We start from the raw sequence: 13,640 nt of genomic DNA, 5'->3' as shown, positions 1-13,640 counted from the left end.
ATGCTCTATCGCGAAGCCGGACAGTTCAAAACGAGCTATGTCGCCGACGGCCAGATCCTGCCGATCCGCCAGGACCGCGTCGCCCTGTGCGCGCTGCTGGCGGTCGCCCTGGCGGCGGTGCCGCTGCTGGCCTCCCCTTACCTGCTCTCCGCCATCCTGATTCCGTTCCTGATTTTTGCGCTGGCCGCGCTCGGCTTGAACATGTTGACCGGCTACGCCGGCCAGCTGTCGTTGGGCACCGCCGCCTTCATGGCGGTCGGCGCCTATGCCTCGTTCAATTTCGTGGCGCGCATTCCCGGCATGCCGCTGCTGCTCGCTTTTATCCTGGGCGGCCTGTGCGCTGCCCTGGTCGGCATCGCCTTCGGCCTGCCCTCGCTGCGCATCCGCGGCTTTTATCTGGCGGCGGCGACCCTCGCCACCCAGTTCTTTGTCATCTGGTGCCTGACCAAGATCCCGTACCTGACCAACTACAGTTCATCGGGCGTGGTGACGGTGCAGACGATGCAGATCTTCGGCTACCGCTTCGTGTCGCCGCAAGCGAAATACCTGCTGGTGCTGGGAATCGTTTCCCTGATGGCGCTGCTGGCCAAGAACATGATCCGCTCGAACGTGGGACGCTCGTGGATGGCGATCCGCGACATGGACATGGCGGCCGAAGTGATCGGTTTCCGGCCGCTGCGCACCAAGCTGCTCGCGTTTGCCGTCAGCTCGTTTTATTGCGGCGTGGCCGGCGCCCTGTACGCGTTTGCCTATCTCGGCACGGTGGAACCGGAAGCCTACAGCCTGGACCTGTCGTTCCGGATCCTGTTCATGGTGATCATCGGCGGCGTCGGTTCCATTCTCGGTTCCTTCCTCGGCGCCGCTTTTATTGTCCTGCTGCCGATTTTCCTGAACATGCTGGCGCACGCGCTGGGACTGGCGACGAATTACGCCTCGAACCTCGAGCTGATGGTGTTCGGCGGATTGATCATCTTCTTCCTGATCGTCGAACCGCATGGGCTGGCGCGCCTGTGGCAGATCGGCAAAGAGAAATTACGCTTGTGGCCCTTCCCGCATTGAGTTGGTTTTTATCCGCTATTCAAACGTCGTTAATAAAGAGGAGACACCCATGAAACTCATGAAATCGATCGTGTTCGCCGCAGCCCTGATGGGCGCGGGCGGCCAGGTGCTGGCGGCCGACCAGTTCGTCGCCCTGCCCTCGTATCGCGTCGGCCCTTACGGTGCCGGCGGTTCCGGCTTCTATGGCGGCATGATCGACTATTTTAATTTGGTCAATGCGAACGGCGGCATCAACGGCGTCAAGATGACCTGGGAAGAGTGCGAGACCGAATACAACGCCTCGCGCGGCGTCGAGTGCTACGAGCGCATGAAAACGAAGAACGGCGGCGCCACCCTGGTCGACCCGCTCTCGACCGGCATCGCCTACGGCATCGTCGACCGCGTCGCGACCGATAAAATCCCGATGACCATGCTCGGCTACGGCCGCTCGGACGCGGCCAACGGCAAAGTTTTTCCGTACGTGTTCCCCTTGATCACCAGCTACTGGAACCAGGCCGCCGCGATGATCAAGTACCTGGCCGACAAGAACGGCGGCTATCCCAAGCTGAAAGGCAAAAAGATCGTCTACCTGTACCACGACTCGGCTTTCGGCAAGGAAGCGATGCCGGTGCTCGATGCCCAGGCTGCGCAATACGGGTTCGAGTTAATCAAAATTGCGGTGGCGCCGCCGGGCAGCGAGCAGCAATCGCAATGGCTGCAGATCCGCCAGGCGAAACCGGACCATGTGATCCTGTGGGGCTGGGGCGTGATGAATTCGGTGGCGATCAAAACCGCACAGAGGAACGGCTTCCCGCGCGAGAAAATCCTCGGCGTCTGGTGGGCCGGTTCGGAAGAAGACACGATCCCGTCGGGCGAAGCGGCCAAGGGCTATACCTCGATGACGTTTAATACGCCGGGCAATTACCCGCTGATCGACGAGATCCGCAAGAAAGTCTACGCCGCCGGCAAGGGCAACCTGGCCGACCAGGGCCGCATCGGCTCCGTCTATCACATGCGCGGCGTGACCCTGGGCGTGCTCTGGGTCGAGGCGATCCGCACCGCGCAGGAGAAATTCGGCAAGGGTAAAACCATGACCGGCGAGCAGGTGCGCTGGGGCCTGGAAAACCTGAACGTCGATGCGGCACGCCAGAAAGCCCTCGGCGCCTTCGGCATGTTCCCGACCGTGAAGACCAGCTGCGAGGACCACGAGGGTTCCGGGGCTGTGAAAGTCCAGCAGTGGGATGGCAAGAAGTGGGTCGCGATCACGCCGAACTGGGTGGTCGGCGACAAGGCGTTGACCCGCAAACTGCTGGAAGAGTCGTCGCTGGCCTATGCCAAGGAAAAGAACATCACGCCTGCCTGCATGCAGTAATCGATGAACCGCCCCCGCCGCCTGGCGGGGGCGTTTTCGGAAAAAATAACCATGACCAGCACCAGCGCGCCCTACCTGTCCGTCAACAACATCGAAGTCATTTACGACCACGTGATCCTGGTTTTGAAGGGGGTGTCGCTGCAGGTCCCGAAGGGGAAGATCGTGGCCCTGCTGGGCGCGAACGGCGCCGGCAAGTCGACCACCCTGAAAACCATCTCGACCCTGCTGCGCGGCGAGCGCGGCGACGTCACCAAGGGAGAGGTGCGCTTCCAGGGCGAGCGCATCGACCAATTGACGCCGAACGAGTTAGTCAGGCGCGGCCTGTCGCAGGTGATGGAGGGACGTCACTGCTTCGGCCACCTCACGATCGAAGAAAATTTACTGACGGGCGCCTATACCCGGAACATCGGGCGCGGCGAACTGAAAGCCGCGCTCGAATCGGTGTACCACTACTTCCCGCGTTTGAAAGAAAGACGGAGCAGCCAGGCCGGGTATACCTCGGGCGGCGAGCAGCAGATGTGCGCGATCGGGCGCGCCTTGATGGCGAACCCCTCGATGATCCTGCTCGACGAACCGTCGATGGGCATCGCGCCGCAGATCGTCGACGAGATCTTCGGCATCGTGAAAGATTTAAATGAAAAGGAAGGCGTCTCCTTCCTGCTGGCCGAGCAGAACACCAACGTCGCCCTGCGCTACGCCGATTTCGGCTACATCCTCGAGAACGGGCGCGTGGTGATGGAAGGCGCGGCGCAGGACCTGGCCAACAACGAGGACGTCAAGGAATTTTATCTGGGCGTGTCCGGCGCCGGCCGTAAAAGTTTCAGGGACATGAAGTTTTACCGACGCCGCAAACGCTGGCTGGCCTGAATCCAGCCTCCCCCTCACGGAGAGCACCATGACGAGCAACCCTCTCGATGCGTTGGAAACGCGCGCGCCCGAAGAACGCGAACGTGCGCTGCTGGCGCGCCTGCCAGGCCTGATCGCGCGCGCGCAACAGGCCCCGGGCTGGGCCAGGATCCTGGACGGCGTCGACCCCGGCGCCATCACCAGCCGCGCGGCGCTGGCGGCGCTGCCGGTGACGCGCAAATCCGATTTAAAGGCGCTGCAGGAGGAGAGGCCGCCTTTCGGTGGCCTGGCCGCGACGCCGACGGCCGAACTGGCGCACGTGTTCATGTCGCCCGGCCCGATCTTCGACCCCGAAGGACGCGGCCAGGACTGGTGGCGCTTCGCGCGGCCCCTGTTTGCGGCCGGCGTGCGCGCCGGCGGGCTGCTGCAGAACTGTTTCAGTTACCACTTCACGCCAGCCGCCTTCATGGTCGAAAGCGGCGCTTCCCGCATCGGCTGCAGCGTGATCCCGGCCGGTACCGGACAGACCGAAATGCAGGTGCAGGCGATGGCGGCATTGCGCCCGGATACCTATGTCGGCACCCCCTCGTTTTTGCGCATCATCATCGAGAAGGCGCGCGAAACCGGCGCCGACATCGGCAGCGTGCGGCACGCTCTGCTCGGCGCCGAGGCGCTGCCGGAGTCCCTGCGCAGCTGGTTCCGCGAACAGGGCGTGCCGCACGTGTTCCAGACCTATGCCTCGGCCGACATCGGCAGCATCGCCTATGAAACCGCCACCGACGGCGTGCTCGATCCGGGCATGGTGCTCGACGAAGAGGTGCTGCTGGAAATCGTGCGGCCCGGCAGCGGCGAGCCGGTGGCGCCCGGCGACATCGGCGAAGTCGTCGTCACCCTGTTCAATCCCGACTATCCGCTGATCCGTTTCGCCACCGGCGATTTGTCGGCACTGCTGGTGGAAGAGAGGCGCGGCGTACGCACCAACAGCCGCATCCGCGGCTGGCTCGGCCGCGCGGACCAGACCACCAAGGTCCGTGCCATGTTCGTGCACGCCTCGCAGGTGCAGAATATCGTGCGCCGCCATCCCGCCATTCTGAAGGCGCGGCTGGTGGTGTCGGGGCAGATGGCCAACGATGTGATGACGCTGCAGTGCGAAGTGGAGAGGCGGCCCGATCCCGCGCTGGCCGCGGCCATCGGCGCCTCGATACGCGAAGTCACCAAGCTGCGCGGCGAAGTTGCCTTTGTTGCGCCGGGCGCGCTGCCGGAGGACGGCAAGCTGATCGAGGATGCGCGCGACTACAGCTAGGCGGCCGTGCCTGTTTCGCCCTCGGGGATGGGCAAGGAAACCATCATGGCAAGGAAGACAAGGAGGGCAGGAACGGACCCCTGCCAAATGTCCGCCCGTCATCGGAAATATTCGCGATAATTGGCGCATTGCCCCCTTACCGTCAATACTCATGCAAGATTTTCATGTTACACGCGCCCAAGCCCTGCTTGAACATGCGCAAGAGATCGTTACCCCGAGCCAGGTGCAGGCTGCGGTCGGCCAGGTGGCCGACGTGCTCAACGAGCGTTTTAAAGCGCCCGGTGCCGGCTTCCCGCTGGTGCTGGGGGTAATGGGCGGCGCCGTCGTGTTCACGGGCACCCTGCTGCCCCAGCTCGACTTCCCGCTCGAATTCGACTACATCCACGTCAGCCGCTACGGCGACGACGACCGCGGCGGACAAGTGGTGTGGAAAGTGATCCCGCGCCAGAACGTGGCCGGACGCACGATCGTCGTGCTCGACGACATCCTGGACGAAGGAGAGACGCTGGCGCACGTCAAACAGCGCCTGCTCGACATGGGCGCGGCCGAGGTCATCATCGCCGTGTTCGCGGACAAGGACATCGGACGCAATAAACCGATCGTGGCCGATATTGTCGGCCTGACGCTGCCGAACGCCTTCGTGGTCGGTTTCGGCATGGACGTCTACGGTTACTGGCGCAACCTGCCCGGGCTGTGGGCCATTTCGCCACAGGATTTGAAACCGGCGGAGCCGGAGCTGGAGTATCCGGTGCCGGATGCGAAAGCGTCCTGAACCGACATCATCCGCAAAAAAAGGCCTCCTGCATGGAGGCCTTTTGTTTTTTGAACGTGTCCCGTCCAGCGATCAGCGCAGCGCCAGGCGCGCGCGCGCCGCGTTGTATTCGCGTGTCAGCCGCTCAACCATCTCGGCCACCGTCGGCACGTCGTTCATCAGGCCGACGCCTTGTCCGGCGCCCCAGATGTCGCGCCAGGCTTTCGCTTTCGAGCTGCCGTCGCCAAAGCTCATCTTGCTCTTGTCCGATTCCGGCAGCGCGTCTGGATCGAGCCCGGCATTGACGATCGATTTTTTCAGGTAATTGCCGTGCACGCCAGTGAACAAATTCGTGTACACCACGTCGGCCGCGCTCGATTCGACGATGGCGTCGCGGTAGTCGTCGCTGACGTTCGATTCCTTGGTTGCCAGCCAGCGCGAGCCGATATACGCGAAATCGGCGCCCATCGCCTGCGCCGCCAGGATGGCGTCGCCGGTGGCGATCGAGCCGGACAGGGCCAGGGGGCCGTCGAAGAATTTACGCACTTCTCCCACCAGCGCGAACGGCGACAGCGCGCCCGCATGGCCGCCGGCGCCGGCCGCGACCAGGATCAGGCCGTCGACACCGGCTTCGAGCGCCTTCTGCGCATGGCGGATCGAGACCACGTCATGCAGCACGATGCCGCCATAGCTGTGTACGGCATCGAGCATCTCTTTCGGCGGCGCGCGCAGGGACGAGATGATGATCGGCACCTGGTGTTTGACACAGACTTCGACATCGTGCTCGAGGCGGGCGTTGGAGGCGTGGACGATCTGGTTGACGGCGATCGGGCCGACTTTACGATCCGGATGGGCGGCCTGGTAGTCGGCCAGCTCTTTCTGTAAATCGGTCAGCCAGGTGTCGAGCAGCTCGGCCGGACGGGCGTTCAGGGCCGGGAAGGAACCGACGATCCCCGCCTTGCACTGCGCCGCGACCAGGGCGGGACCGCTGGCGATGAACATCGGCGAGGCGATGACGGGTAAGGAGAGGTTTTGCAGTACGGTTGGCAGCGTCATGGGCAACTTTCGGCGTGGTGTAATGGAGCGTGACTGACTGATTATAGGGTCTATCGGGGAATAAAAGCACGATCGTGCTAGATCGGCGGCTCTAAATCAGGCGTCGACCAGGAAATTGCCATCGATGCGGGCGGCTTGCGCGCGCAGCAGGGAGGAAATGGCCCAGTTGGCCAGCCTCAGGTAGGGCTCGAATGACGTGGCAGGCAAGCGTTCGTTGAACGCGTGGGCGGGGGACCCGCCCACCCTGCCGCTCTGCGCAAGCGCCGCAGGGCGGGCAGCGTCGCTGCCCACGCGTTCAAGCAGCGTCTGATCAGCCGCGAGGGAGGCAAGATCCATCTGCCGCAGCGCACTCCCGACCATCGGAATCGACGCCAGCAGCCCCGGCAGGTCCGCCAGCGCCACCCGCTGCCGCTCGAGCAGCAGGAATTTGACGAGCACCTTGATCGCATTCTCGGCATTGCGCTGCGGCGCGCTCGATAAATAATCGAGCCGAGACCAGGCGCGTTGCAGTGCGCCGGCCACATCCGCAAACATGCGGCCATGGCCGGGAATGACGATGCGCGCGTCGAGCGTGGCGATCAGGTCCAGCGTCGCGCGGGTTTCATTAAATCCCGGTTCGCCTGCCAGTTCCGGAAAAATCACCCCGAAGCCGTTTTCCCACAGCGCGTCGCCCGCGATCAGGATCCCCTCCTGCGCGCAGAACAGTAATAGGGCATGCGGATCGTGGCCGGGCGCGCCCAGCACTTCCCAGTCCATATCGCCCAGTTCCAGGCTTTGCCCCGGCGCCAGCAGCGCGTCGAACGTAAACCGCGCGCATTGCTGTCCGGTGGCCCGGAAACTCAGCGCATCCTCGTCCCAGGCGGCGACTTTGACGCCTTCCGCGGCGGGAATCGCCGTGTGGCAGCCATACGCCGCCTGCAGCGCGGCATTGCCGCCGCAGTGATCGGAATGCAGATGGGTGTTCAACAGGCGGTGCAAGGGCCGCCCGCCCAGCGCATGGCGTACCAGCGCCAGCGTCTGCGGCGCGTGGGTCACATAGCCGCTATCGACCAGCGCCGTCTCTTCGCCGATAAACAACACATTGTTCGACGACAGCCAGCCGCGCTCGAAGACGCGCATCGTGGCAGGCAGGGAATGGGTCATGCGCCGAAATCCAGGTCTGCTTCGCGGCGCCGGATCTCCATCCACACTGCGCGTTTGACCTCGTCGCTGGCGCTGCCCCAGGCAACGATCTCATCGATCGTGCGCAGGCAGCCTCGGCACAGGCCGCTCTGCCCGTCCATCTCGCACAGGCTGATGCAGGGGGATGGAACCGGGGTCTGCAGTTCGGGAGACGAGAGCGGGCTCATACGATTGCAGTCCTCCGCTTTTTCGCGACGCGTCCATTAAAACGGTCCCGATCGATGACGCAACGCTCGTGCGTGCCTTCGCAGATACGCTCCTGCTCGTCCCAGGCCTGCACTTTAAAACGTACGCGCGGGCCGTCGACTTCAATGACTTCTCCTTCGATGCGCAGGGTCATGCCGGGCGGCGTCGGCGCCAGATGTTGAAAATTGACCATGGTCCCCAGGCTCTGTTCACGTGGCCAGTCGAGGAAGGGCAGCATGCCATGGACGCAGGCCAGTTCCATCATGCCGACCATGTAACCGGTGGCGAGCACGTCCGGCATGTCGAGGCAGAACGGGGTGTCGTGATACAGCTGCGGGACGGTCGCGCGCGGCGGTACCGTGTACTGCCATGCGAAGCGCAGGCCGGGTTGTAATTCTGGACTCATGGAGAAATAGAGTACCCGATTCAATCGAATTGCGCTTGACCTCAAGCTTCAGTCGCGTAGACTTGGCACCTGATTTCACCATCCATGTGGATGGTATCCAGATGGTTTGTAAGGAGGGTGTAAGGCATGCGCGGTGAACTGATGACGACGAATGAAGCGAAACCGAAGCTGGTCGACTCGGAAAAGATCACGATCAACCTCGGCATGATCGACCTGGGCCAGATCGACTTGCTGGTGAGCGAAGGCTTTTACAGCAACCGGACCGACCTGATCCGCACAGCCATTCGCAACCAATTGAATACCCATGCGGACGTGGTCCGGCAAACCGTGGCGCGCCGCAGTCTCGTGCTCGGGATGCACCACTATTCGCGCGCCGACCTGGAAGCGGCGCAACAGGCCGGTATCCGGCTGCAGATCCAGGTGCTCGGCATGGCCAGCATCGCCAGCGACGTCACGGTCGAACTGGCCCTGGCCACCATTGAATCGATTTCGGTCCTGGGAGCACTGCATGCAAGCAGCGCCATCAAGGCCGCATTGGCAGAGCGCATACTTTAAAGCGCATACAAGGAAAGCCAAATGAAACTCATGAATAATAAATTGCTCACGCAAATGCGTGCCGCCACCCGTAACCTGATCAAGAAGCCCCGGATCGATACCAATAAGGTGATCCAGGACGCGCTGAAAAACGCCTCGGCCATGACCCAGGCGGCCCAGGCGCAGATGCAGGGACTGTCGCAGGCGAACGGCATGGCCCACTTGCGCACCCCGTCCGACGTGCCGGACATGCTCGCCGAACTGAGCCGCACCTTCGGCGGGGGCGCCGCCGCCGCCAACGAACCGGCAGAAGCCTTGCCCGGCACCTTCAGCGAAGGCAGTTTCACGAATGCCGCCGGCACCCGCAGTTATAAATTGTACGTGCCGAGCAGTTACACGGACACCGCGGACAAGCCGGCCTCGCTCGTCGTGATGCTGCACGGCTGCACCCAGGATCCGGACGACTTCGCCCTCGGCACGCAAATGAACGCGCTGGCCGAAGAAACCGGTTGCCTGGTCGTCTATCCGGCGCAATCGCGCCAGGCCAATTCCTCGCGCTGCTGGAACTGGTTCAACGACGTCGACCAGAAACGCGACCAGGGCGAACCCTCGATCATCGCCGGCATCACCCGCGAGATCATGAACAAATACCGCATCGACCCGGCCCAGGTGTACGTGGCCGGTTTGTCCGCCGGCGGCGCCATGGCCACCATCATGGGCACCTTGTACCCCGACCTGTACGCAGCCGTCGGCGTGCACTCCGGCCTGCCCTTTGCCTCGGCCAAGGATTTGCCGTCGGCCCTGGCCGCGATGCAAGGTCAACTCCAGCGCCAGCGCGCCGACGGCAAGCGGCCGCCGCGCGCGATCCCGATCATCGTCTTCCACGGCGACCAGGACCATACCGTGCACCCGACCAATGGCGACGAACTCATGGTGCACGCGCGTGACGCCGCCGCCGGCATGGCGGTCGAGCCGGGCCAAGTACCGGACGGCCACGCCTTTACCCGCACCATGCACAAGCGCGCCGACGGCAAGGTCCACGGCGAACACTGGGTCATCCACGGCGCCGGCCATGCCTGGTCGGGCGGCAGCGCCCGCGGCAGCTATACCGACGGCAAGGGGCCGGACGCCAGCCGCGAAATGATGCGTTTCTTCAGTACCCACCGTTGAGACTGACGGCGTGGCATGCCGGCCGCTTCATGCGGCCCGGCGCCGGCGTATGATTCAAAGGTCGGCTCGACAGGCAGATGATGCGCCTGCATGCACCGCACGCGACCGGTGCGCCTCAATCGGCGGCCGGGAACTTTTCGGAGGCCGGTCGCGCCGTCTCGGCGATGTGCGCACGCAGGCAGGCCGGGCACCAGCAGCCGGCGTCGATGCCGGGTAGCGGCACCACCGGCGGCAGCGTCGTGCACCAGCAGGGCGCATCACCCCCATCGGCCATGGCGCAGCCGAAGGCGGCGCCGCAACGGGTACAGTCGCTCATGGCGCAGCCTTGCGACAGGAATTATTCGTCATGTGTAATATCGTAGAAGCATTCATCGGCAGCGATCCCGACCCTGTTACACCATAAAATACAACAAACGCGCCATAGAATGCCCACAAGGGCGCCCGTGTTGCCTGTAAAATCTCCGCCACATTCATTTCGGACTCCCCATGAACGCTCACGTGACCAGCCTGAAGACCGAGGACCCATCGAGTGACCTGACCGCGGTGTCGCCGCAGATCAAGGCACAGATCCTGGCCGAGGCGCTTCCCTATATTCGCAACTTCCACGGCAAGACCATTGTCATCAAATACGGCGGCAATGCCATGACCGACGAACGCCTGAAGCACGGCTTCGCACGCGACGTCATCCTGCTGAAACTGGTGGGCATGAACCCGGTGGTGGTGCACGGCGGCGGTCCGCAGATCGACAACGCCCTGAAAAAAATCGGCAAGCAAGGCACCTTCGTGCAGGGCATGCGCATTACCGACGAAGAGACCATGGAAGTGGTCGAGTGGGTGCTGGGCGGCGAAGTGCAGCAGGACATCGTCATGCTGATCAACCACTACGGCGGCCAGGCAGTCGGCCTGACCGGCAAGGATGGCGGCCTGATCCGTGCTCGCAAAATGTCGATGCCCGACCGCGACAAGCCGGGCGAGTTCCTCGACATCGGCTTTGTCGGCGAGATCGAGGCGATCAATCCGGCCGTCGTGAAAGCGCTGCAGGACGACGCTTTTATTCCGATCATCTCGCCGATCGGCTTCGGCCAGGATGGACAGGCCTACAACATCAATGCCGACGTCGTCGCCGGCAAGATTGCGGAAATTCTGAAAGCCGAAAAGTTGATCATGATGACCAACATCGCCGGCGTGCAGGACAAGGAAGGCAAGCTGGTCACCGACCTGTCGGCGCGCGAAATCGACGAGATGTTCGAAGACGGCACGATCTCGGGCGGCATGCTGCCGAAAATCTCGTCGGCACTCGATGCCGCCAAGTCCGGCGTGAACACCGTGCACATCATCGATGGCCGCATCGAGCACTCTTTGTTGCTGGAAGTCTTGACCGAACAGGCTTTTGGCACTATGATCCGCTCGCACTAAAAAAATCTTGTGGCGGCGTCCATGCCGCCATATCAGTACCGCCCTTTTAGCTCAGTGGTAGAGCACTCCCTTGGTAAGGGAGAGGCCACGTGTTCAATCCACGTAAAGGGCACCACCTCCCCCTCAGTACACCCGTTCCACCCTTAAACCGCGCTGGCGCAACAGCTCCGGTACGCCCCGTTTCCCCAGCAAGTGCAATAAACCGACCGCGGCCACCGCATTGTTTTCGCGCGCCAGCAGCGCCGCCAGTTTATCGGCCATCGGTCCGTTGCGTTCCGCCAGCACCACCTCCCGGATGAACTTGCCGTTCAGGCTGTCGTCGGTCTCGATGCGATGGGCAATATCGTCGAGTGCTTTTTGGTCGGCACGCTCGTAGGCGTCGAACAGGTCGCGCGTCTCGCGCAACAAGCGCCCCGACGCCATGTAGGCCAGCGTTTCTTCGAGCAAGCTCCACTGCGCCTCGATGGGCAGCCGGTCCAGCAGCGCCGCCTGGTATTGCACTGACTCGAGTTCGACGATACGCGTCTTGCCGCGCGCGAGTGTGGCCAGGTGCGCGTCCACGCCCAGTTCCGGGTCGTAGCCCAGCTTCGCCAGGTCCGCCAGCGCGAGCACCGCCGCCAGCATCCAGGGCTTGAATTGCGCCACGCCCGCCGGATTGATGCCTTGCTGCGTCAAGGCCGTTTCGATACGCTTTCGCCGTTCCGGCGCCAGACCCGCATAGCCGGCGCTGTCGGCCGTAAACAAGCCATGCTCGCGAAACGCCGCGGCTACGGCGCCAGGATCGCGCATCGTGTCCACTTCCAGCGCCAGCGTGGGCGCCCCCGCCAGCGCTTTTCGAATGCGCGGCTCGAGCGGATAGTAGCCGGGCTTGCCCGCATGGATGGTCCCGTACAGGTACAAGCTATGGCCCCTCGCGCTCACCTTGAACAGCGCGCCGCGCTCGGCGGCCAGCGCTTGACACGCCATCAGGAACAAGCCGAGGAAGGCCACTATAATCGGACGTCGCAATTTACTTCTCCTGTCATCGTTCAACGTGCCGAATCATATCCCCGCCTCCCCCGTCTGGCTATTCGATCTGGACAATACCCTGCACGACGCTTCACACGCGATCTTCCCGGCCATCAGCGCCAACATGAACACGTATATCGCGCGCGTGCTCGAGGACGGCGTCACGCCGGTGACGCAGGCACGGGTCGATGCCGCGCGCCTCGGCTACTGGAAGCGATATGGCGCCACCCTGCTCGGCATGATGCGCCACCATGGCGTTTGCGCCGCCGACTTCCTGAGCGAGACCCACGATCTGCACGATCTGCGCGCGATGATGCGGTCGGAGACGGGCCTGGGCCGCCTGCTGCAGCGCCTGCCCGGCCGTAAAATCCTGCTGACGAATGCGCCGCGCGATTATTCGACGCACGTGATGCGCCATTTGCGCCTGCAGCGCCATTTCGCGCACCACATCGCGATCGAGCAGATGCACGTGCACCGCCAGCTGCGACCGAAGCCATCGAAGCTGATGTTGTCCCGGCTGCTGCGCAGGCATGGGGTGGCGGCGCGCGACTGCATCCTGGTCGAAGACACGCTGGTGAACCTGAAAAGCGCCAAACAGCTGGGCCTGCGCACGGTGTGGGTGACCCAATACCTGCGGCGGAACGAGGCCAGCACACTGGCGCAAATGCGGCCCCGCCGATTGATTCTCCCAAACTACGTCGATGTCAAAGTAAAATCCGTGCGCCAGCTGCCGAAGCGCCTGCAGCGGCTCCGCTAAATTTATCCAATTACTCTTTCGGGATCCCATGGCAAGCACCAGGCCAGGCCAGCGTAAACTGCAAATCCTCCAGGCCCTGGCGGCCATGCTCGAGCAGCCGAAAGGTGAAAAAATCACCACCGCGGCGCTGGCGGCGCGGCTATCGGTATCGGAAGCGGCGCTGTACCGCCACTTCGCCAGCAAGGCGCAGATGTTCGAGGGGCTGATCGAGTTCATCGAGTCCAGCGTGTTCGGCGTGATCAACCAGATCACGGAGAAGGAAGAGCGCGGCGTCGACCAGCTGCACGCGATACTGCAAATGCTGCTCGCCTTTGCCGCGAACAATCCGGGCATGACGCGGCTCCTGATCGGCGACGCCCTGGTCGGCGAAGACGAACGCCTGCAGGCACGCATGAACGGCTTTTATGACCGGATCGAGCTGGCCTGCAAGGGCGCCCTGCGCCTGGCCGTCACCCAGGGCCACGGCGTCGAGGACGACGTCGCGGCCCGCGCCAGCCTGCTGGTAAGCTATGTGACCGGGCGCTGGCACCGCTACGCCAAGAGCGGCTTCCGCCAGAACCCGGCCGAGGGGACGGACGTACAATTGTCGCTCCTGTTGGCAGCCTGACGCAGGCG

At 63.4% G+C, this 13,640-nt stretch carries 16 protein-coding genes and 1 tRNA gene; 11 read left to right on the top strand and 6 right to left on the bottom strand.

What is annotated here, in order from left to right:
• From ACI48I_RS20045 to ACI48I_RS20025, 5 genes are all read left to right on the top strand, one after another.
• Positions 1-1,059 carry a branched-chain amino acid ABC transporter permease gene (locus ACI48I_RS20045; RefSeq protein ID WP_193687862.1) on the top strand — a complete coding sequence of 353 codons (1,059 nt, stop codon included), beginning with the start codon at positions 1-3 and terminating at the stop codon, positions 1,057-1,059.
• A 49-nt stretch (positions 1,060-1,108) separates the two neighbouring features.
• Entirely contained in the window at positions 1,109-2,410 is a 1,302-nt protein-coding gene (locus ACI48I_RS20040; protein WP_193687861.1) for an ABC transporter substrate-binding protein, read from the top strand.
• A 51-nt stretch (positions 2,411-2,461) separates the two neighbouring features.
• Positions 2,462-3,277 carry an ABC transporter ATP-binding protein gene (locus tag ACI48I_RS20035; protein ID WP_193687860.1) on the top strand — a complete coding sequence of 272 codons (816 nt, stop codon included), beginning with the start codon at positions 2,462-2,464 and terminating at the stop codon, positions 3,275-3,277.
• Positions 3,278-3,305: 28 nt separating this feature from the next.
• Positions 3,306-4,559, top strand: coding sequence for a phenylacetate--CoA ligase family protein (locus ACI48I_RS20030; RefSeq protein ID WP_193687859.1), 1,254 nt, complete (start codon positions 3,306-3,308; stop codon positions 4,557-4,559).
• A 151-nt stretch (positions 4,560-4,710) separates the two neighbouring features.
• Positions 4,711-5,331 (top strand): hypoxanthine-guanine phosphoribosyltransferase, encoded by a 621-nt coding sequence (locus ACI48I_RS20025; RefSeq protein ID WP_193687858.1) that lies wholly within the window; start codon positions 4,711-4,713, stop codon positions 5,329-5,331.
• A 72-nt stretch (positions 5,332-5,403) separates the two neighbouring features.
• Here the strand turns inward: ACI48I_RS20025 and ACI48I_RS20020 are convergent, their stop codons facing one another.
• The 4 genes from ACI48I_RS20020 to ACI48I_RS20005 form a co-directional block, all read right to left on the bottom strand.
• On the bottom strand, positions 5,404-6,366 hold the full coding sequence (locus ACI48I_RS20020; protein ID WP_193687857.1) for an NAD(P)H-dependent flavin oxidoreductase: 963 nt from the start codon (positions 6,364-6,366) through the stop codon (positions 5,404-5,406).
• A 96-nt stretch (positions 6,367-6,462) separates the two neighbouring features.
• Positions 6,463-7,485, bottom strand: coding sequence for an MBL fold metallo-hydrolase (locus tag ACI48I_RS20015; RefSeq protein ID WP_498575200.1), 1,023 nt, complete (start codon positions 7,483-7,485; stop codon positions 6,463-6,465).
• Between the two features lie 20 nt (positions 7,486-7,505).
• On the bottom strand, positions 7,506-7,715 hold the full coding sequence (locus ACI48I_RS20010) for a DUF1289 domain-containing protein (protein ID WP_193687855.1): 210 nt from the start codon (positions 7,713-7,715) through the stop codon (positions 7,506-7,508).
• Positions 7,712-8,140 (bottom strand): thioesterase family protein, encoded by a 429-nt coding sequence (locus tag ACI48I_RS20005; protein WP_498575199.1) that lies wholly within the window; start codon positions 8,138-8,140, stop codon positions 7,712-7,714. The genes ACI48I_RS20010 and ACI48I_RS20005 overlap by 4 nt, the downstream gene beginning before the upstream one ends.
• Before the next feature lie 126 nt (positions 8,141-8,266).
• On the opposite strand from ACI48I_RS20005, the gene ACI48I_RS20000 reads away from it, so the two are divergent.
• Together ACI48I_RS20000 and ACI48I_RS19995 are read left to right on the top strand one after the other, a co-directional pair.
• Positions 8,267-8,695 carry a ribbon-helix-helix domain-containing protein gene (locus ACI48I_RS20000; RefSeq protein WP_407943881.1) on the top strand — a complete coding sequence of 143 codons (429 nt, stop codon included), beginning with the start codon at positions 8,267-8,269 and terminating at the stop codon, positions 8,693-8,695.
• Positions 8,696-8,716: 21 nt separating this feature from the next.
• A complete protein-coding gene (locus ACI48I_RS19995) occupies positions 8,717-9,844 on the top strand; it encodes an extracellular catalytic domain type 1 short-chain-length polyhydroxyalkanoate depolymerase (RefSeq protein WP_498575198.1) in 1,128 nt (375 codons plus the stop codon).
• Positions 9,845-9,959: 115 nt separating this feature from the next.
• Here ACI48I_RS19995 and ACI48I_RS19990 read toward each other — a convergent pair whose 3' ends face one another.
• Positions 9,960-10,160 (bottom strand): cysteine-rich CWC family protein, encoded by a 201-nt coding sequence (locus ACI48I_RS19990; protein ID WP_498575197.1) that lies wholly within the window; start codon positions 10,158-10,160, stop codon positions 9,960-9,962.
• Positions 10,161-10,330: 170 nt separating this feature from the next.
• On the opposite strand from ACI48I_RS19990, the gene argB reads away from it, so the two are divergent.
• The gene (argB, locus tag ACI48I_RS19985) at positions 10,331-11,260 is read left to right on the top strand and encodes an acetylglutamate kinase (RefSeq protein WP_193687851.1); all 930 of its coding nucleotides are present in this window, start codon (positions 10,331-10,333) and stop codon (positions 11,258-11,260) included.
• A 40-nt stretch (positions 11,261-11,300) separates the two neighbouring features.
• Positions 11,301-11,375, top strand: a tRNA-Thr gene (locus tag ACI48I_RS19980).
• A gap of 8 nt (positions 11,376-11,383) precedes the next feature.
• Here the strand turns inward: ACI48I_RS19980 and ACI48I_RS19975 are convergent.
• Complete coding sequence (locus ACI48I_RS19975) at positions 11,384-12,268, bottom strand: TraB/GumN family protein (RefSeq protein ID WP_498575196.1); 885 nt, start codon at positions 12,266-12,268, stop codon at positions 11,384-11,386.
• A 25-nt stretch (positions 12,269-12,293) separates the two neighbouring features.
• On the opposite strand from ACI48I_RS19975, the gene ACI48I_RS19970 reads away from it, so the two are divergent.
• Complete coding sequence (locus ACI48I_RS19970; RefSeq protein ID WP_498575195.1) at positions 12,294-13,025, top strand: pyrimidine 5'-nucleotidase; 732 nt, start codon at positions 12,294-12,296, stop codon at positions 13,023-13,025.
• Between the two features lie 28 nt (positions 13,026-13,053).
• Entirely contained in the window at positions 13,054-13,632 is a 579-nt protein-coding gene (gene slmA, locus ACI48I_RS19965; RefSeq protein ID WP_498575194.1) for a nucleoid occlusion factor SlmA, read from the top strand.
• The last annotated feature ends 8 nt before the right edge of the window (positions 13,633-13,640 follow it).

The organism is Massilia sp. LXY-5, assembly GCF_059801075.1.
This window is presented reverse-complemented; position numbering and strand designations above follow the sequence as displayed.